This window comes from Streptomyces sp. CA-243310 (assembly GCF_050936775.1).
Classification (GTDB): domain Bacteria; phylum Actinomycetota; class Actinomycetes; order Streptomycetales; family Streptomycetaceae; genus Streptomyces.
Genome location: NZ_JBNJMF010000002.1, coordinates 717471 through 736360, shown reverse-complemented (window position 1 = coordinate 736360; position 18890 = coordinate 717471). Strand labels below are relative to the sequence as shown.

Sequence of the window (18890 nt, the reverse complement as noted above, 5' to 3'; positions counted from 1 at the left end):
TCCGGTCCCTGGCCGCTCCGCACATCGGTCCCCGCGATCCGGGAGAACTCGCGGCGGAACTGGAACTGGTGGCGGATCTCTGCCGCTGACGCCCCGACCGCACGCCCCACAGGTCCACAGGCCCGCAGATTCCCGAACCGCCGGGCCGGATCCGCAGGCCCGATCCGGGGTGACCGAGCGGCAGCTGCCGCGCTGCCCGACGCTCACAACCCCAGGACGACCTCCACGAACCGTTCCACGCCGCCCGGGGCCATCGTCAGGAACAGGTTCGGCTCGATCAGTTCCAGCTCCATCAGGACGGGAGTGCCGTCCCCGGCCGGTGCCAGGTCCACCCGCGCGTAGGCCAACGGGCCGGCCGTGCGGGGGGCCGTCGCGGCGAGCACCGCGCCGGCCAGGGCGAGTTCGGCCGCCGAGGGCGTGTGTGCGGTCAGGTCGGGGTGCGGGACACGGGTGTTGTCTATGTGGCCGGTGTCCGTGAGCACGGGGCCCTTGCGGACCGCGTGACTGAACTCGCCGCCCAGGAAAACCAGCGCCCGTTCCCCGTCGACGATCCGCTCCATGTACGGCTGGACCATCGCCGTCGCCCCGGCCGCGTGCAACATCCGGACGTGAGCCGAGGCCGCCTCCCGTTGGGCCGGCGTGTACCGGGCCGTGTCGCGGGAGCCGGCCGACACCGACGGCTTGACGACGATCTCACCGTTCGGCGGCAGCGTCACCGGGTCGCCGGGCGCGATGAACCGGGTCGGGACCGTCGGGATTCCCCGGGCCGCGAGCTCCGCGAGGTACACCTTGTCGCTGTTCCAGCGCACCAGCCCGGCCGGGCTGTGCAGCGCGGTCACCGCGTCCACTCCGTCGACCCAGGCGAGGAATTCGGGCAGCCGCTGCGAGTAGTCCCAGGTCGAGCGGATGACGACGACGTCCGGCGCGGCCCAGTCGTGGTCCTCCTCGGCCCAGTCGACCGCGACCGCGTCGACGCCTCGCTCGCGCAGCGCGGCCACGAGGACGGGCAGTTCCGCGTCCTCGGCGCAGCCGAAGCCGTCGGTCGCCAACACGACCCGTCGAGTCGCCGACCCGCCCCCATCCACACCCGCACGCGTCACGCGGCACCGCTCCCCAGACCTCGACCGCACCCGGGCATGTCCCGGAGCTGCCGCGAATCTACGCCACCGACGTGTCCATCAGGGTCCCGTGACCGCGACACCGATCTGCCGTGAGGCGTTCAGCGTCGGTGGGACGCCGCCCCGTCCTCACGAAGCCTCCGGCGACGCCTTCGACGCCTTTTCGGCGGGCCTCAGGTGACCGCCACGACCGTGGCGACCGTCGCCGCGGCCATCGCGGACTGCATGTCGCGGATGGCCTTGCGGACGTGCTCGGCGGCCCACTGTCCGTCGCCTATCTCCCCCAGACGCGCGGCGGTCTCCTTGCGCGGAGCGTCGGGGAAGACCAGCCGCCCCAGCTTCGCGGAGTGGATCAGCGCGATCAGGCCCGCCGTCCGCTCGTCCGGGTCCGCACCGCCCAGGACGACCGCGTGGAGCCTGTCCCGCAGCTCCCGCTCCACCGAACCGTCGGCCTCGGGATGGCGACGGGTCGGGAACACGCCCAGCACCTTGTGGTGGGTCTCCAGGACCACACCCCGATCGCGCAGGCTCTCCAGGGCGGCCCCGACCGCCTTCGTGTGGTCCTTGGTCAGCCAGTCCGTCACCCGACGCCTGCTCTTGCCGCGCATCCACGTTTCGAGCAGGTGGAGGCGGGTGTCGAGCAGCGGCTGTCCGGTGGGGGTCGCGTCGGTCAGCTCCAGGTGCTTGCCCGTCACCGACACCCGCCCCGCCATGACCAGTTCGAGCAGGATTCCGCCCGCGACCGCCCACCCCGCGGCCTCTCGCTGCTTCGCCGCCCCGGACTCGTCGTCCAGGGAGAGCAGCATGATCTCCTCGGCCAGTGTGATCGTCATGTCCCGTCCCCCCGGTGGTCTGTCGTCAGATGGTCAGACGTCCGGCGAACACGGAGAGTTCCCGGCCGTGTGACGACCGAACCGGCGAGACCCCGCGGCCGGCGGGCACCCGCGGTCAGCACACCCACAGCCGACCCGCGCCCACAGCCGGCCCGCGCCCACACTCAGCGCACCCGGGGTCCGGAGACCGCCGCGGGCCGGATGACGGTGATCCCGTTTCCCTGCGCCGTGCCCATCGCGGCGAGCGCGTCCGGCGCCCCGTCCAGCGTGATCGTCGCCGTCACCAGCAGGTCCGGGCGCAGGGCGCCGGAGCGGACGAGTTCCATCATCGGAGGGTAGGCGTGGGCGGCCATGCCGTGACTGCCGAGGATCTCCAACTCCCAGCCGATCACCCGTTCCATCGGCAGGACCGTCCGTCCGGCCCCCGACGGCAGCAGCCCGACCTGCACGTGCCGTCCGCGCCTGCGCAGCCCGGCGACCGAAGCGGCCGCCGTCGCGGGGGACCCCAGGGCGTCGAGCGAGAGGTGGGCCCCGCCGCCGGTCAGTTCACGGACGGCCTCCGCCGTGTCGAGCGAACCGGCGTCCACACCGTGGGCGGCCCCGAACCGCCGCGCCAGGTCCAGTGCTCCCGGAGCGGTGTCCACGGCGACGACCCGGGCCCCGGCCGCCACCGCGATCATCACCGCGGACAGCCCGACCCCGCCGCACCCGTGTACGGCGACCCACTCGCCCGGCGCCACCCTGCCCTGCGCGACCACTGCCCGGAACGCCGTCGCGAACCGGCAGCCCAGCCCGGCGGCGGTGTCGTACGACAGCTCGTCCGGCAGCGGCACCAGGTTCACATCGGCATGGTCCAGGGCCACGTACTCGGCGAACGACCCCCAGTGCGTGAAACCCGGCTGCGTCTGTCGGGCGCACACCTGGTGGTCGCCGGCCGCGCAGTCGGCGCAGTTGCCGCAGGCGCAGACGAACGGCACCGTGACCCGGTCACCGACACCGCGGCAGGTGACCCCCGCCCCCACCGCCTCGACGACGCCGGCGAGTTCGTGCCCGGGAACGTGGGGCAGCACGATGTCCGGGTCGTGCCCCATCCAGCCGTGCCAGTCGCTGCGGCACAGGCCGGTGGCTTCCACCCGGACCACGACGCCGCCCGCCGCCGGGGTCGGATCCGGCACCTCGCGTACCTCGGCCGGCCGGCCGAACCGCTCGAACACCACCGCGCGCATGGAATCCGCCCTCCGCCCTCGCTCGACTGTCCCGCACGCTACCGGCCGGGCGCACCCGGCGCCCCGTTCCGCGCCCGTCCTGCCCGCGTTCGTCGTCACCGGTTTCATCGTCCCCGCGTTCGGCGTGAGCGCCCGGGTCCACGGGGCTCAGACCGCCCCGCCACCCGGCCCGTCCCCGCCACCCGGCCCGTCCCCGCCGCCGGGCCCGTCCCCACTGCCGGCGCCGGCCGCCTCATCGACCCCGAGCCCCTCCTCGTCCTCGCCCGACCGGGCCAGTGCCAGGATGCCGACCGCGATCAGTGCGATGCCCGCGAGTTGGGGAAGGAGCCACCAGCCGGACCGCAGGTGTTCCTCGTACACCAGGACGCCCAGCGCCACGCTGATGCCGGCGTCGCCCAAGGTCAGCGCGGGCTGCGAGGCGATCAGGGGGCCGCCCTGCATGGCGTGTTCGAGGAGCAGGAGGGCGCAGATGCCGGTGGCGCCGAAGGCGTACGTCTGCCACGACGTGAGGAACGCACCGATGCCGCCTTCGGTGAGGATGTGCATGGAGGACTTCATCAGGCCGGCCGTGAGCGCGTAGCAGACGGCGGTGGCCGCCCCGAGGCATCCGGCCCGGGCCCGTCCCGGCGGCCGGCGCAGTCCGGCGGCGGCCAGGGCGGCCACGGCGACGACGCACGCGAGAAGAACGGGGAGCCAGCGGTCGAGCGCCACGTGGGTGCGGTTCCCGGCCGGTGCGGCGCCGGCGAGGGCCAGCCCCAGCCCGGCGACCACCGCCACCACGGCGATCCAGAGCGGTGAGGGGAGCCGTCGCCGCGTCAGCAGGGTGGCGATGAGCAGCGCGAGCGGCAGTTCCAGCACGAAGAGCGGTTGTACGAGGGCCAGCGGGCCCGTCGCCAGCGCGGCGGCCTGCCCCGCCCCGGCCAGGATCACCGCCAGGATCCCGGCGAGCCACAGGGGGCGTCTCAGCAGGTCGAGGACCAGCCCGGGGCGGAATCCGGAGCTCTGCGGCACGGTGAGCGCGGCCCGGCGTTGGAGCACGGTGGCGAGGGCGTTGCTGAGCGCCGCGAAGAGCGCGAGGAGGACCGGCAGGACGAAGCCCATCCCGCGATCCTCACCGCGAGGCCCGACCGCGTTCGGCCGGGACACGGCGCCTTCCCCCGTCCGGCCCCGCGCACGGACGTTCCGCGCGGTGCGTCAGCCGTTCCCGCGGGCCCTGCGCACGGCCAGGGCGGCCAGCGCCTCGGGGGCTCCTGCCTGGCCGCGGATGCCGGGGAAGGCGTTGACGTCCACGATCAGGGGGGCGCCCTCGCCGGTGTCGATGACGTCCACCCCGTACACGTCGAGGCCGAAGACCTCGCCGACCCGCAGGGTCAGCTCCGCCCACTCCGGACGGGGTTCGTCCGGGGCGTGCTCCGCGGAGCTTTCCCCGTCGGCGAGTTCGGAGCGGCGCAGTGCCGTGAAGACCCGGTTGCCGATCGCCCACAGTTTGTGGTCCCAGCCGTTGTTGGGGGCGAATCCCTGGACCACGACGGGTTCCTGGCCCCAGCCGCCGGCCAGCTTCCGCAGCCGTGCCGCGTCGTCGACGCGTGCCACCAGGTCGTCCTTGCGGCTTCGTCGGCTCTTGACCACGACCGGCCAGGGCATTCCGGGCAGCCCCGGTCCGGTGGAGTGCAGAGCCAACTGACCCAGCGAGCCGAAGGTCCGCGTGGTGGCGAAGGGCAGTCCGGCGCGTCGGGCCAACTCCGCCATCTCGGTGCGGTCCTGGCAGCGTTCCGTGGCCTCGGCCGAGTTCACCACCCGGGCGCCCTGTCGCTCCAGTTCACGCGCCAGTTCCAGCGCCCTCGGGGTGCGCGCCTTCAAGAGGTACACGTCGGCCCGGTCGGCGGCGGCGACCGCCGCCGCCCCGGGATCCGCCGGGTCCAGTACGCGGACCTCGTGGTCGACCCCCAGCATCTCCGCGGCCGTCGCCAGCAGCGGGTGCCCCGGGTCCGGTGTGATCAGACCGATCCTCATACGCCTTCTCCCGCTCGCGCCGAGACGTGTGCCCCGATGGTCGTCGTCAGCGGCGCCGGGGCCGCGTGCGTTCGCTGTTGCGGCCAGGAGGGCCCGGGGCCGGCGGGATCCTCCGCCCGGACACCGCCCACCCGTGCCAGGTCGAGTACCGCCCGTGCCACCCGGGCCGCCGCTTCCGGGACCTGACGGAAACTGGGGAAGTCGTTCACGTCGACCACCACCGGCCCCTCGGGGCCCAGCAGCACGTCCAGCCCGTACAGATCCAGTCCGTAGACCGCGCCGACCTGGGCCGCGATGGCCGCCACCTCGGCCGAGAGCGGCACCTGGCGTTCGTGTACCGCGCGGTCGGGGTGAAGCGGTGAGCAGCGTTCGGTGGCGAACAGTTCCCCGCCGACGCAGTACACCTTGATGTCCGTGCCCGAGTTGGGCACGTACGGCTGGGCGATGAGCATGCCCTCGCCCGCCAGTTCGGGGAGGAGGGCCGCGAGCCGGTCCGGGGTGGACAACAGGTGCACCGACCGTCCGGAACTCCCGTCGGCGGGTTTGACGACCAGCGGGTACTCCGAGGTCGGGATCTCCGCCAACAGCTCGGGTCGTGCCACGGCGTAGGTCGGGGGCAACGGAAGTCCTCGCACCCGCCCGATGGCGGCGGCGAGCGCCTTGTCCCGCACGCCCCGGATGGACCGGGCGTCGTTGACCGTCGTCATTCCCGCGGCCGCGGCGGCTTCGAGCAGGGTCAGCCCGGGGCCGCCCGACACGGTCTTGAGCACCCAGGCGTCATGGGCACCCGCATCCACCAGGTCCGTCATGCGCAGCAGCGAGCCGCCCGGCCGCAGGACGTCCACATGGTGCCCCCAAGCCGTCAGTTGCCGGATCACCTCGTTCGGCATGCCGTCGTGGCGGTAGTGCTCCTCCACCAGGAAGCAGAGCCTCATGGACCTTCCCCATATTCCCCGGACGTCCGCCGCCGATCCCGTCCGGCGAGTTGTGACGTCACAGGATGCCATGGCCGCAATGTGATGATCGTCCCGCAGGGTGCCATTCTTCGCGTCTTCCTCGGATCGGATTCGGGGACGAACCGTCACGGTGCGCAGGCGCACGGTGCACTGACGGTACGGGAGTCCCCGGTGGCGGGGGGCGGGTGAGGCGGGACGGACCGCGTTCCGCCGTGACGGCGTGAGGTCCCGGCGCAGGGGGGAGTCGTAGCCCGGGGAAACGAATTGTGACCGAGCTCAAACAGGTCCAAATAACTACACAATGGGATCTATCGGCCACTACGCAGGGTGATAGTGGTCAAGAGCTATCCAAAGTGATCAACGGTTCTCCTATAGTTACGCCTCGTTGCCACAGGAACCCTCTCTTCCATTTTCGCCCCGGTTTGAGGCTTTGATTGATGACGGCGTCGCCTTCCCCCCTTCGCCCCTCCCTGCTCGCCCTGCTCGTCACCGCGGCGGCATCGGGAACGCTCTGCACGGCGGCGGTGGCCGCGGCCCCCACCGCCGTCCAGGTCCCACTCGGCTGGTTCTCCGTCACCGGCGTGCTGCTGTTGTCGGTTTCGGCCTTCTCCGTGACCTGGTACAGCAGCACCGCCCGACTCCTGCGCTCCAGGCTCTCCGGCCTCAACGCCGACGTCCTCGCCCGTGACGGCCACATCGCCCGGCTGACCGCCGACGCGAACCGCGACGCGGCCGCCCACACCGCCGAACGTGGCCGTGTCACCCAGGCGCACGCCGAGGAGTTGGAACGGCTGACGACCGCGCACTCCACCGAACTCGACAACGTCGCCGCCGCGCAACTCGTCTCCCGCGAGAAGCTCGGAGCCGACCTGCGGCGCGCCGAGTCCGGCCGGGCGGCGGCCATGGCCGCCGCCGCCAACGCGGCCGGCCGCATGCAGGCGCTCGCCACGGGAATGCTGGCCGACCTGCGGGACATGGAGCACCGGCACGCCGACGAGGACGTCCTCGGCGACCTCCTCCACCTCGACCACCGCACCGCACAGGCCGGCCGCCTCGCCGACTCGATCGCCGTCCTCACCGGAGCCCGCTCCGGGCGCCGTTGGGCGAAGCCGATCGTCATGGAGTCGATCCTGCGCGGCGCCATGGGCCGGATCGCCGGCTACCAGCGCGTCCGTCCGCACTCCACCAGCGACGCGGCCATCGCCGGACACGCCGCCGAAGGCGTCATGCACGCCCTCGCCGAACTCCTCGACAACGCCGCGAGCTTCTCGCCGCCCACCGCCGAGGTCCACGTGTACGTGGAAGAGGTACCCGCCGGGATCATCATCACCGTCGAGGACAGCGGCCTCGTCATGAGCGAGGTGCAACTGCGCCGCGCCGAACAGGCCGTGACCGCCGAGTCGCTGGACCTGGCCGGGCTCTCCGGGACCCGTCTCGGGCTCGCCGTCGTCGGCCGCCTCGCCCGCAAGCACGGACTGACGGTGTCCTTCAGGCCCTCCGCGCGCGGGGGCACCGGCGCCCTGATGATGATCCCCCAGGACCTGATCAGCAGTACCCGGAACGAGAGCGCACCCGCAGCCGCACCCGCCGCGACCACACCCGCCGCGGCCGTCACCGAGCCCGACGCGCACGAGCGGCCCCCGGCCGACGTCGACGCCGGCGGACCGGCGGACCCAGGGCGCGCGAAGGACCGTACGGATCACGAGACCGGCACCCCGGCCACCGTGCGCACCGCCGCCCCGGAAGACCCCGCGTCCACCGGGCAGGACCCGAGCACCGGCGTCAACGCACTGCCCCGACGGCGACGCGGCAAGACGCTCGCCGCGGCCCACCCCGAAGGACCCGACGAGGGCCGCCCGGCCCCCGGCAAGGCCGCGCCCACCGGTGCCTCCCGGTCGGCCGCCCGCTTCGGCAGCTTCCGACAGGCCGTGCGCGGCGCGTCGGCCGCGCCGTCGAACGCAGAGAACCCCCCGCACCCGGAAGGCAACACGGAATGACCGGCTCCACCACCGACGAGACGCTCAACTGGCTCCTGGAAGGGCTCCTGGAACGCACTCCCGGCGCCCGACACGCGCTCGTGCTCTCCCGCGACGGCCTCAAGCTGTGCCGCACCCCCGAGCTGTCCGTCGACCAGGCCGACCAGCTCGCCGCGATCTCCGCCGGCATCCAGAGCCTCTCGCACGGCGCGTCCATCGAGTTCGGCGACGGCACCGGCGGCGTCCGGTCCGCCATGACCGAGTTCTACGGCGGCATCCTCTTCATCGTCGAGGCCGGCGAGGGTGCCCACCTCGCGCTCGTCGCCGCCGAGGACGCGGACGCCGGACTCGTCGGCCACAACATGTCCGAGCTGGTGGAGCAGTTGAGCGAGCATCTGATCGCCAGGCCCCGGGGATGAGCCGCGGCAGGCCGGGCCGGGACGACTCCCCGGACCGGCTCTACACCCTCACCGGTGGCCGCAGCCGCTCCGGTTCGGACGCGTTCGACCTGGTGACCCTGATCGTCGCCGAATGCGATCCGGTGCCCGGCATGCAGTCGGAGCACGCGGCCATCCTGAGGATGTGCCCGTACCCGACGGCCGTCGTGGAGATCGCCGCCGAGCTGGGCCTCCCGGTGTCCATCGTGAGGATCCTGCTCGCCGACCTGCTGGGCACCGGGCGGATCAGCGCCCGGCATCCCCGTTCGACGTACCGCCTTCCCGACCTCGACATCCTGGAGCAGGTGCTCGTTGGACTCCGCAATCTCTGACGCGTCCCCCGAACCGCGTCAGCCTCGCCAGACCCTCGACAGCACCGCCGACAACGGCCTGAAGATCGTCATCGTCGGCGGGTTCGGCGTCGGCAAGACCACGATGGTCCGCTCGGTCAGCGAGATCCGTCCGCTGAACACCGAGGAGACGATGACCAAGGCCGGTGAGGCCGTCGACGACACCGCCGGCGTCGCCGCCAAGACGGCCACCACCGTCGCCTTCGACTTCGGCCGGATCACCCTCGACGCGCGCAACGTGCTGTACCTCTTCGGCGCCCCCGGCCAGGAGCGGTTCTGGTTCCTGTGGGACCGGCTCTTCGCCGGCACCCTCGGCGCCGTCGTCCTCGTCGACACCCGACGGCTCGCGGACTCCTGGTACGCCATCGACCGACTCGAACACCACGGCACGCCCTTCGTGGTGGCCTGCAACGACTTCGGTGGACCCGCCCACACCCCCGAGGACATCAGGGAGGCCCTCGACCTGCCGGACGAGGTGCCGCTCGTGTTCTGCGACGCCCGCTCCCGCGAGTCCGGCAAGCACGTCCTGATCTCCCTCGTACAGCACCTTCAGAAGGCCGTCCTGGCCAAGACCCCGGAGCCCACCCCGTGACCACCCCCGACGCCCGCGAGCCGCAGCCCGTCTACCTCGGCGGGCCCCGGTTCCAGACCGACCCCGTCGAGCTGTACCGCGAGATGCGGCGCGACCACGGCTCCGTCGCACCGGTCGTGCTCGACGGCGACGTGCCGGCCTGGCTGGTCCTCGGCTACCGCGAACTGCACCAGGTCACCAGCGACCCGCAGCTCTTCTCCCGCGACTCCGACCTGTGGAACCAGTGGGACCGCATCCCCGCCGACTGGCCGCTGCTCCCGATGATCGGCCGCAAGCAGCCCTCCATCCTGTACACGGTGGGCGAGCGCCACCGCGAGCGCGCGGCCGTCATCTCCGACGCGTTGGAGTCCGTCGACCCCTTCGAACTCAAGGGCCACGCCGAACGGTTCGCCGACGAGCTGATCGACCAGCTCTGCGGCAAGGGTGCGTGCGACATCGTCGGCGAGTACGCCATGCTGCTGCCCCTGCGCGTCCTCGCCCGCATCTACGGATTCTCCGACGCTCAGGGCCCCGGCCTCGTCACCGCCATGAACGACATGATCAACGGGCGGGAGGGCGCCCTGGAGGGACAGCGCCACCTGGGCGAGTCCATGTACGCGCTGCTCGCCGCGAAGTCCGCCGCGCCCGGCCCCGACGTGGCCTCCCGGATGCTCGCCAACCAGGCCGGCTTCACCGTCGACGAGATCGCCCAGGACCTCATGGTGATGATGGCCGCCGGCCACCAGCCCACCGCCGACTGGATCGGCAACACCCTGCGCCTCATGCTCACCGACGACCGGTTCGCCGCCTCCCTCGCGGGCGGCCGGCACAGCGTCGGCGAAGCCATGAACGAGGTCCTCTGGGAGGACACCCCCACCCAGAACGTGGCCGGCCGCTGGGCCTCCAGGGACACCCACCTCGGAGGCCGGCGCATCGCGGAGGGCGACATGCTCCTGCTGGGCCTCGCCGCCGCCAACTCCGACCCGCACGTGCGCACCGACGCGGGCGCCCTCACCGGCGGCAACAACGCCTTCTTCTCCTTCGGCCACGGGGAACACCGCTGTCCCTTCCCGGCCCAGGAGGTCGCCGAGGCCATCGCGAGGACCGGCATCGAGGTGCTCCTCGACCGGCTCCCCGACGTGGACCTCGCCGTGCCCGCGAACGATCTCGCCCGGCGCCCGTCGCCCTGGCTGCGCGGACTGTCCGCACTCCCCGTGACCTACACACCGACCCCCGCCCTTGGAGCCCTCCGATGACGTGCCCGATCGACCACGCCGGCCCCGCCGCCATCACGCTCGACCCCTTCGTCACCGACCTCGCCGCCGAGAGCGCCGCGCTGCGCGCCGCCGGCCCGCTCGTGCGCGTCGTCCTGCCCGGCGGTGTCGGCGTATACGCCGTCACGCACCACGCCGAGGCCCGAAAACTCCTCACCGACACCAGAGTGGTCAAGGACATCGACGCGTGGGGGGCCTGGCAGCGCGGCGAGATCCCCCCGGACTGGCCGCTGATCGGCCTCGCCAACCCCGGCCGTTCCATGCTCACCGTCGACGGCGACGAGCACCGGCGGCTGCGCACGCTGGTCGCCCAGGCCCTCACGGTCCGCCGGGTGGAGAAGCTCCGCGCCGGCATAGAGGCCCTCACCGCGGGCATGCTCGACCGGCTGGCGGAACTGCCCGCGGGGGAGACCGTCGACCTGAAGGCGGAGTTCGCCTACCCGCTCCCGATGAACGTCATCAGCGAGCTGATGGGCGTCGAGGCCGCCGAACACCCGCGCCTGAAGGCCCTGTTCGAGAAGTTCTTCTCCACCCAGACGCTGCCCGAGGAAGTCCCCCGGATGATGGCGGACCTCGGCGCGCTCTTCTCCCGCATCGTCGAGTCCAAGCGCGCCACCCCCGGCGACGACCTCACCAGCGCCCTGATCGCGGCCTCGGAGGACGGCGACCACCTCGGCACCGAGGAGATCACCAACACCCTCCAGTTGATGGTCGCCGCCGGCCACGAGACCACGATCAGCCTGATCGTCAACGCGGTCGTCGCCCTGGAGACCCACCCCGAGCAGCGCGCCCTCGTCCTGAAGGGCGAGGTCCCGTGGGAGAACGTCATCGAGGAGACCCTGCGCTGGTCCACCCCCACCTCGCACGTCCTGATCCGCTTCGCGAGCGAGGACGTCGAGGTCGGCGACCGGATCCTGCCCAAGGGCGAGGGCCTGATCGTCTCCTTCGGCGCCCTCGGTCGTGACGAGGAACAACACGGCCCGACGGCAGGCGAGTTCGACATCACCCGCACCCCCAACCGGCACATCTCCTTCGGGCACGGACCGCACGTCTGCCCCGGCGCGGCGCTCTCCCGACTGGAGGCCCTGGTGGCCCTCCCGGCCCTGTACGCGCGCTTCCCCGGCCTGAGCCTCGCCGTCGCGGCCGAGGAACTCCGGAACAAGCCGATCCTCACCCAGAACGACCTCTTCGACCTCCCGGTCCGCCTGGCCTGACCCACGCCCCGCGCCGATGCCCCGCCCTGGGCCCAGACCGCCCGGGGGCGGGGAAACGCGCGTGCGCCCACGACGAGGCCGCTGCTAGGTTGACCACGTGCCGAAGCTGAATCAGATAATCGCCGTGGAAAAGGGCGTCAAGTCCAAGTCGCTCCAGGAACTGACGCAAGCCCACCAGGACGTCCAGAAGCCCGCCTTGATGGCCGGCATCTCGCGGACGTACCAGCCCAAGGACGAAGAGGGCGAGCAACTGCCCCCGGAATCCACGCGGGTCCAGCTCAAGGCCGAGGACGTGCTGCGCGCGACCGCCGGCACCCTCACGCGACTGTTCGACGTGACGGCGACCAAGGACTGGGCGAACCGCACCGCGGCGGCGGACGTCGTCGTCGACGGCCAGGTCCTGCTGCCCCAGGTCCCCGTCCCGTACCTGCTGTTCCTGGAGAAGCAACTCACGGACCTGCACACCTTCGTGCGCAAGCTCCCCGTGCTGGACGCGTCGGAGGCCTGGAACCTGGACCCCTCGACGGACTCCTGGAAGACGGACCCGGTGCGCACCATCCGTACGAAGAAGGTCCCGCGCAACCACGTGAAGGCCGAGGCCACGGAGAAGCACCCGGCGCAGGTCGAGGTGTACTACGAGGACGTGCCGGTCGGTTACTGGACCACCGTGAAGTTCTCCGGAGCCCTGCCCGCGCGGCGCGTGAACGAACTCCTCGACCGGGTCGAGAAGATCCAGCAGGCGGTCAAGTTCGCCCGCGAGGAGGCCAACAGCGCCGACGTCACCGACCAGCGGGTCGGCGACGCGGTGTTCGGCTACCTCTTCAGGTAGCCTCCACAACGCCCCCCGTGCGAGCGAGGGGGTGCGCTGAAGAGCGCAAGCTGAAACTGAATGTCGAAGCTGAACACGGGGTGTCAGATGGGGGTTCGAATCCCTCTCCCCGCACCACGTGCGGGGGTGGCCCAAGCCGGTAGAGGCGGCCCCATGAATCTCAGATTCTCGCTCCAGTCTCAGTATTCGCCGCCGAACACCGGATCGACCGGGCGCGGGCGATCATCGACGGATGGGGGTTCAAGTCCCCTCGGCGCCTCTGCCGCGGCGCTGTAGTTCAAAGGCAGAACACGTCGATCTCAAAATGATCCGCGGCCCTTAAAAGCCGCCGGTGTGCGCAAATGGGTGGCAAGCAGGAGCCCGGGAGCTGGATATGCTCCCGGGCTCCGTCACGCGTTCACGTGTTCACGCATGCCCGGCTACGCCTTCGCCGGCACGGGCACCGACACGTAGGCCTTGCCCGACTCGTTCTCGACCAGGATCTCCTTCACGTCCGCCGGATCGACGGCCGCCGAACCGTCCAACGCGGCCCCCTTGCCCTCGCCGTGCTCCGCCGAGCCCACGACCCAACCGCCCGCGATGGTCCGCTTGCCGTTCCGGGAGACCACGATCAACCGGCACCGTTCACCCGCCGGGATGTCCGCCACGGCCGCGTGCACCCGCACCCACTGGGGGGCCGGCGTCACCCGTACGGTCATCCGCGCACCCGTGAGTCGATCAGTCGCCGAAGCCACCTGGGTCCCGGGCGGCGGCGGTGAAGGCGTCGCCGACACGGTCGGGGTCGGTGACGGGGGCGCCGCCTCCACCTGGCCCGGGCCCGACTGGGTCCCGGCCCAGAACACGGCGGCCAGTGAGGCGGCCGCGGCCAGACCCGCCAGTCCCACACGGCGCCGGGACGCCGAGGCCCGCTCGCCCCGCACCTGCCGCAGCGTGCGCTGCAGCAACAGATCGCCGCCCTGGGGCGGTCCCTCCAGGAACGCCTCCTCGGGCACCTCGCCGAGCGCGGCTTCCATCTCGCGCAACGCGGTCACCTCCTCCCGGCACTGCACGCAGTCGCCGATGTGCTCCTCGACGCGTCGCACGTCCTGTTCGTCCAGGACTCCGAGAACATAGGGGCCGAGCAGTTCCTCCTCGTGCCGCTGCCGGTTCATGCCACCACCTCCCGCAATCCGCCGGGCTGCTGGGGCGGCCTGCCCGATCGTCTGTGCCTGTTGCCGTCCCTGGTGCCGTCCATGAAGGCTTCGCGCAACGCCTTGAGGGCGTAGTGCGCGCGTGATTTGACCGTTCCCGCCGGAATCCCGAGGCGATCGGCCGCCTCGGCGACGCTGAGCTGTCGGTAGTACAACTCCGTCAGCACGTCCCGGTGTTCCGGGGTCAGCTGGTCGAGGGCTCCCAGTACGGTCATGGCGTTCACGACCGAGTCGGCGTGATCCGCCTCCACCGGGGGAGCGGCCGCCGAGCCGGAGACCTCCGGAGGCCGCGCCGCCTTGGCCCGGAACCGGTCGGTGACGATGTTGCGCGCCACCGTGAGCAGCCAGCCGCGTACCGATCCCTTCCCGTTGATCAGGACCTCGGAGTGACGCCAGGCCCGTATCAGGGTCTCCTGGACCACGTCCTCGGCGGCCGCCCGGTCTCCGGTCAGCCGGGTGGCGTACGCGAGCAGGGCGTGGCCGTGCTCCTCGTACACCGACTTGATCAGTGCCTCATCGGTCGAGCCCCGCCGAGTGCGGGGCCACAGTGGTCCGGCCATCTCACCCTCTCCGTCTTTCGTGCTTCGCGTGGTGCGGTCGGAACACGCCGCCCGGCGCGTCCGGGTTCATGTGACCTGCATCACCAACGCCGCCCCGCAGGTCACATCCGGCACGTGCGCCCCGTGTTCAGGCAGTCGGCGACCGCCCGCATCCGGCCCTCGGTCATCACGTTCACGAACATCGCGTGGTCCGTCTTCGGGCTGTGCCGCTGTTCCGGGAAGGAGTCCAACGCGATCGGCGCGCCGGCCGGCACCTCGTAGGCCAGCGAGACGCGCAACTGCGGCACCGCGAAGGCGCCCTGCGGGCAGACCCCGTTGGAGGCCGGGAACACCAGATGCGAACGGTGTCCGGGGCTCTCGGTGTCCAGGCCGTTCCAGCAACTCGGGAAGACCAGCGTCCGGGTCAGCCGCTCGCCCGTCGGGCAGCGCGGATAGCGGGTGGTGGAGCGGTCGGGCGAACCGGAACAACCCCACCGGGCCCGGACGTCGGCGTCGTCGGCGGCCGTGTACGCGACGGCGTTGCCGGTCACGCCGCGCAGGAACCGGGGCATCGGCACGACCTCGCTCACCGGGTTGCCGCGGAACTCCACGCCCACCGTCGTCTCCGGGATGATCTCACCGGTGTTCCCGTGCCCCGCGGAGCTCTCGTGGCCGTCCGTGCCCGCACGGTCCGTGCGGCGCAGCACGGGCCAGTAGTACGTCGACCGGTCGCCGCCCGTACAACTCGTGGGGGCCGCGTCCAGCGAGGCGTCGGTCGACATGGCGTCCGTGGACAGGTTTCCCACGTACGCGTGCGTGTGGTGCGCGCCCGCGCGCAAGCCGGGCGAGACGACCAGGTTGTCCTCGTTGTAGTGGTGTTCCCGGTTGCGCCCGCAGTCGACCACCACCGATCCGGTGGAGCCCCCGGGGCCCGCCGCCGGCGGCGCCGGCGTGGGCGCCACGTCGCGCATGTCGACGAAGTCCTCCGCGGCGACGCCCGCGCCCCGCGGCCCGGCGGCCCGTGAGGCCCCGAGCGCGGCAGCGGTCAGCCCGCCGCCCAACACCAGGCAGACCAGCAGCACGAGCAGGCGGTTTTCGTTCTCCATGGCGGTCACCGTTGCCGCTGTCCACCACCCCCGTCAACCTGGCATCCCCGCCGCGGTCCCCCCGGGCGTCCTCGGGGCGCGGCCGGATCGAACCCGGGGTCCTTGCCGGGGCGGACCGGGACCGCGCAGAGTACCCCTCATGACTCCCACGGAACTCCTCCGGGCCTTCGCCCGCACCCGCGCCTCACTCGACGGCGAGGAGGTCACCTTCTGGTGGACCGGCGACGTCCACGCGTGGGCGCCCGGGGAGCCGTACCGGCGACTCCTCGGCTTCGAGGGCGTCAACGTCGCCCGCCTCGTCGAGGAGGAGGGGGAGGAGGGCTACCGACTCCTGAGCCGGGAGGCCGCCTTCTACCTCGACCCGCGGAGCCGCGAGATCCTGGACACCTGGCAGGGCAAACCGGTCGTCCACGTGTGGAACGATCCGGCCCATCAGAAGTGGCGTCCCTTCCCGGTCCCCATGACCGAGCTCGGCGACCAGGTCTGCTTCAGCCTGGAGATCCCGCTGGCCTACCCCTCGCCGCTGCCCGTCGAGCAGTACCCCGCCCAGTCGGCCGACGACACCTACCGGGCGCTGGAACTGTTCCAGTTCTTCGCCCCCGCGTCCGTCCTCACCACCGACGCGCCCGACGTCCCCGCCACCATGTCGTGGACCCGCATGTCCCCGTGGCTGCCCTGGATGGAACAGGGGCAGCGCCCCGGCGGCCTCACCTTCCACTGCCGCGGCCGCAAGCTCTCCTCCTACGCAGAGGTCCCCGAACGCACCCGCGCCCACATCGCCGCCCACCACCCGGAATACGCCCACGCCCCGGAGAAGTGGACCGAGCCGAACGAGACGAGCTGGACCTACTTCCGCCGGCTCAACCCGCCCGCGTAGCCCGTCCCCCCGGGATCCCGCGCAGGGCCCTCGGCCCCCCCGCAGGGGCCCGACAAGGGTTTTCCCCGTATCGCGTTCATCCCCGCGTTGCCTACTGTCTGCCCACCGGCGATCTTCCCCACCTCGAACAGCCCCCGCACCCACCCCACATGGTGCGAAGCCGTTCGCAGGCCGGGCGGATCGTCGGCGCACCGCCGTCGCCCTGCCCCGCCGTCGCGGCCGGGCGACGCGGCGCTGCGGTGTCCGGGACGGGTCTGACCAGCCCGTCCCCGATCCGCGGCCGCCGGTTCACCTCCCACACAGTTCAGACCGGCCGCTCCGGCCTGCCCGGAAACGGCCCGCGAAAGGGAACACCGTGCACGCAAACAGACGTCGGCTCATATCCGTGGTGGCCATGTCCGTCACCCTCCTGGCGGGCTCCGCCACCGCCTCGGTGGCCCTGACCGGCACCTCGGACCCCGCCACCCTCCCGGCCGCCGCGGCCCCCGCCGGGGCCCCCGGCGCGGCGCCGGTGGAGAACCTCATCGTCGGGTACAAGTCGACTGCCAGCGAAGCCAGTTCGAACTCCGCCGCCGCCGACGACGCCGCCGCCAAGGGGAAGAAGGCCGGCAAGAAGGCGACCTTCGACCGCCGCCTCGGCACCGGTGCCGCCCTCGTCAACCTCGGCGGCGCCACCGCGCCCACCGCGGCCGCCGACGTGATCGCCCAGTTCCGCGCCGACCCCGACGTCGCCTACGTCGAGCCGGACTCCCGCGCCTACGCGCTGGCCACCCCGAACGACACCGAGTACGCGAAGCAGTGGGACCTCTTCGAGCCCACCGCCGGCATGAACGTGCCCGCCGCCTGGGACAAGACCACCGGCTCCGGCGTCACCGTCGCCGTGATCGACACCGGCTACGTGACCCACTCCGACGTGGCCTCCAACATCGTCGCCGGCTACGACTTCATCAGCGACTCCACCGCCGCCCGCGACGGCAACGGCCGTGACGGCAACCCCGCCGACCAGGGCGACTGGAGCGCGGCCGACGAGTGCGGCACCGGTTCCAAGGCCAGTGACTCCTCCTGGCACGGCACCCACGTCGCGGGCACCATCGCCGCGGCCACCAACAACTCCAAGGGCGTCGCGGGCATCGCCTACAACGCCAAGATCCAGCCCGTCCGCGTGCTCGGCAAGTGCGGCGGTGCCACCTCGGACATCGTCGACGCCATCACCTGGGCATCGGGCGGCTCCGTCCCCGGCATCCCGGCCAACGCCACCCCGGCCAAGGTCATCAACATGAGCCTCGGCGGATCGGGCACCTGCGGCACCAGCTACCAGAACGCCATCAACGCGGCCGTCAACCGCGGCACCACCGTCGTGGTCGCCGCCGGCAACAGCAACGCGAACGCGGCCGGCTTCACACCCGCCAGCTGCAACAACGTGATCAACGTGGCCGCCAGCAACCGCGCCGGCGACCGCTCGTTCTACTCCAACTTCGGCACGATCATCGACATCGCCGCCCCGGGCGGTGAGACCCGCCGCGCCACCGACACGCCCGGCACCGTCACCACCCCCGAGAACGGCATCCTCTCCTCGCTCAACGGCGGCACCACCACCCCGGGCGCCGAGATCTACAAGCCGTACCAGGGCACCAGCATGGCCGCTCCGCACGTCGCCGGCCTCGCCGCGCTGCTGGCCGCCGCCAAGCCCTCGCTGACCCCGGCGCAGATCGAGTCGGCCATCAAGACCAACGCCCGCCCGCTCGCCGGCACCTGCACCGGTGGCTGCGGCGCCGGTCTCGCCGACGCGGCCGCGACCGTGAACGCCGTCACCTCCACGCCCACCACCCCGACCTTCGAGAACACCACCGACGTCGCGATCCCGGACAACGGCGGCGCCGTCTCGTCCTCGATCGCCGTCACCGGCCGCACCGGCAACGCCCCGGCCGCGCTCAAGGTCTCGGTCGACATCCAGCACACCTACCGCGGTGACCTCGTCATCGACCTGGTCGCCCCGAACGGCACCGTCAAGCGGCTGAAGAACTCCTCGAACGACAGCACCGCCAACCTGGTCACCACCTACACCGTCGACGCCTCCGCCCTGCCCGCCAACGGCACCTGGAAGCTGAAGGTCCAGGACGTGGCCGCCTCCGACACCGGCTACATCAACTCCTGGAGCCTCGGCTTCTGAACCCACCCGGCACCCGGCCCCCACGCCGGAAGCCACCCGGTCCCCGCACCGGCCGACGCAGCGGTCGGGAGCCCCCCAACTCCCGACTGTCGGGCCGATGGTACGGACCAACCGCACCCGACGGACCTGCCGATACCACTCGTACCGGCAGGTCCGCCGGGCATTCCTGTCCACCCACTGATTTCTGCGTCACAAACGGGGTCCGCCAGGC

General features: G+C 72.1%; 18 protein-coding genes. 9 read left to right on the top strand and 9 right to left on the bottom strand.

Annotated elements, in window-relative coordinates:
* Nucleotides 1-203: 203 nt before the first annotated feature.
* From ACQEVM_RS20820 to ACQEVM_RS20795, 6 genes are all read right to left on the bottom strand, one after another.
* Entirely contained in the window at nucleotides 204-1052 is an 849-nt protein-coding gene (locus tag ACQEVM_RS20820; RefSeq protein ID WP_433081207.1) for an ATP-grasp domain-containing protein, read from the bottom strand.
* Nucleotides 1053-1291: 239 nt separating this feature from the next.
* On the bottom strand, nucleotides 1292-1951 hold the full coding sequence (locus ACQEVM_RS20815) for a GOLPH3/VPS74 family protein (protein ID WP_433081205.1): 660 nt from the start codon (nucleotides 1949-1951) through the stop codon (nucleotides 1292-1294).
* A 164-nt stretch (nucleotides 1952-2115) separates the two neighbouring features.
* On the bottom strand, nucleotides 2116-3177 hold the full coding sequence (locus tag ACQEVM_RS20810; protein ID WP_433081203.1) for a zinc-dependent alcohol dehydrogenase family protein: 1062 nt from the start codon (nucleotides 3175-3177) through the stop codon (nucleotides 2116-2118).
* Between the two features lie 147 nt (nucleotides 3178-3324).
* Complete coding sequence (locus ACQEVM_RS20805) at nucleotides 3325-4278, bottom strand: DMT family transporter (protein WP_433081201.1); 954 nt, start codon at nucleotides 4276-4278, stop codon at nucleotides 3325-3327.
* Between the two features lie 93 nt (nucleotides 4279-4371).
* A complete protein-coding gene (locus tag ACQEVM_RS20800; RefSeq protein ID WP_433081199.1) occupies nucleotides 4372-5190 on the bottom strand; it encodes an ATP-grasp domain-containing protein in 819 nt (272 codons plus the stop codon).
* A complete protein-coding gene (locus ACQEVM_RS20795; protein WP_433081197.1) occupies nucleotides 5187-6125 on the bottom strand; it encodes an ATP-grasp domain-containing protein in 939 nt (312 codons plus the stop codon). Before ACQEVM_RS20795 ends, ACQEVM_RS20800 begins: the two co-directional genes overlap by 4 nt.
* A gap of 458 nt (nucleotides 6126-6583) precedes the next feature.
* Here ACQEVM_RS20795 and ACQEVM_RS20790 point away from each other — a divergent pair, with 458 nt between their 5' ends.
* From ACQEVM_RS20790 to ACQEVM_RS20760, 7 genes are all read left to right on the top strand, one after another.
* The gene (locus tag ACQEVM_RS20790) at nucleotides 6584-8143 is read left to right on the top strand and encodes a sensor histidine kinase (RefSeq protein WP_433081195.1); all 1560 of its coding nucleotides are present in this window, start codon (nucleotides 6584-6586) and stop codon (nucleotides 8141-8143) included.
* Nucleotides 8140-8541 carry a roadblock/LC7 domain-containing protein gene (locus ACQEVM_RS20785; RefSeq protein ID WP_053680690.1) on the top strand — a complete coding sequence of 134 codons (402 nt, stop codon included), beginning with the start codon at nucleotides 8140-8142 and terminating at the stop codon, nucleotides 8539-8541. The genes ACQEVM_RS20790 and ACQEVM_RS20785 overlap by 4 nt, the downstream gene beginning before the upstream one ends.
* The gene (locus ACQEVM_RS20780; RefSeq protein WP_053680688.1) at nucleotides 8538-8891 is read left to right on the top strand and encodes a DUF742 domain-containing protein; all 354 of its coding nucleotides are present in this window, start codon (nucleotides 8538-8540) and stop codon (nucleotides 8889-8891) included. Before ACQEVM_RS20785 ends, ACQEVM_RS20780 begins: the two co-directional genes overlap by 4 nt.
* Complete coding sequence (locus ACQEVM_RS20775; protein WP_433081193.1) at nucleotides 8872-9501, top strand: GTP-binding protein; 630 nt, start codon at nucleotides 8872-8874, stop codon at nucleotides 9499-9501. Before ACQEVM_RS20780 ends, ACQEVM_RS20775 begins: the two co-directional genes overlap by 20 nt.
* Entirely contained in the window at nucleotides 9498-10736 is a 1239-nt protein-coding gene (locus ACQEVM_RS20770; RefSeq protein WP_053680684.1) for a cytochrome P450, read from the top strand. The genes ACQEVM_RS20775 and ACQEVM_RS20770 overlap by 4 nt, the downstream gene beginning before the upstream one ends.
* Nucleotides 10733-11968 carry a cytochrome P450 family protein gene (locus ACQEVM_RS20765; RefSeq protein ID WP_433081190.1) on the top strand — a complete coding sequence of 412 codons (1236 nt, stop codon included), beginning with the start codon at nucleotides 10733-10735 and terminating at the stop codon, nucleotides 11966-11968. Before ACQEVM_RS20770 ends, ACQEVM_RS20765 begins: the two co-directional genes overlap by 4 nt.
* A gap of 97 nt (nucleotides 11969-12065) precedes the next feature.
* Nucleotides 12066-12797: a hypothetical protein gene (locus ACQEVM_RS20760; RefSeq protein ID WP_053680679.1), complete on the top strand. Its 732-nt coding sequence runs from the start codon at nucleotides 12066-12068 to the stop codon at nucleotides 12795-12797.
* Nucleotides 12798-13216: 419 nt separating this feature from the next.
* On the opposite strand, the gene ACQEVM_RS20755 is transcribed toward ACQEVM_RS20760, so the two are convergent.
* The 3 genes from ACQEVM_RS20755 to ACQEVM_RS20745 all read right to left on the bottom strand — a co-directional run bounded on the left by ACQEVM_RS20755 (nucleotide 13217) and on the right by ACQEVM_RS20745 (nucleotide 15632).
* Nucleotides 13217-13948, bottom strand: coding sequence for an anti-sigma factor family protein (locus tag ACQEVM_RS20755; protein WP_433081188.1), 732 nt, complete (start codon nucleotides 13946-13948; stop codon nucleotides 13217-13219).
* On the bottom strand, nucleotides 13945-14547 hold the full coding sequence (locus ACQEVM_RS20750; protein WP_433081186.1) for a sigma-70 family RNA polymerase sigma factor: 603 nt from the start codon (nucleotides 14545-14547) through the stop codon (nucleotides 13945-13947). Before ACQEVM_RS20750 ends, ACQEVM_RS20755 begins: the two co-directional genes overlap by 4 nt.
* A gap of 101 nt (nucleotides 14548-14648) precedes the next feature.
* Entirely contained in the window at nucleotides 14649-15632 is a 984-nt protein-coding gene (locus ACQEVM_RS20745; protein WP_433081184.1) for a DUF1996 domain-containing protein, read from the bottom strand.
* Nucleotides 15633-15771: 139 nt separating this feature from the next.
* Between ACQEVM_RS20745 and ACQEVM_RS20740 the strand changes: the two genes are divergently transcribed.
* Together ACQEVM_RS20740 and ACQEVM_RS20735 are read left to right on the top strand one after the other, a co-directional pair.
* Complete coding sequence (locus ACQEVM_RS20740) at nucleotides 15772-16509, top strand: DUF1838 family protein (protein ID WP_433081182.1); 738 nt, start codon at nucleotides 15772-15774, stop codon at nucleotides 16507-16509.
* Between the two features lie 394 nt (nucleotides 16510-16903).
* On the top strand, nucleotides 16904-18679 hold the full coding sequence (locus ACQEVM_RS20735) for a S8 family peptidase (protein WP_433085284.1): 1776 nt from the start codon (nucleotides 16904-16906) through the stop codon (nucleotides 18677-18679).
* Nucleotides 18680-18890: the final 211 nt, after the last annotated feature.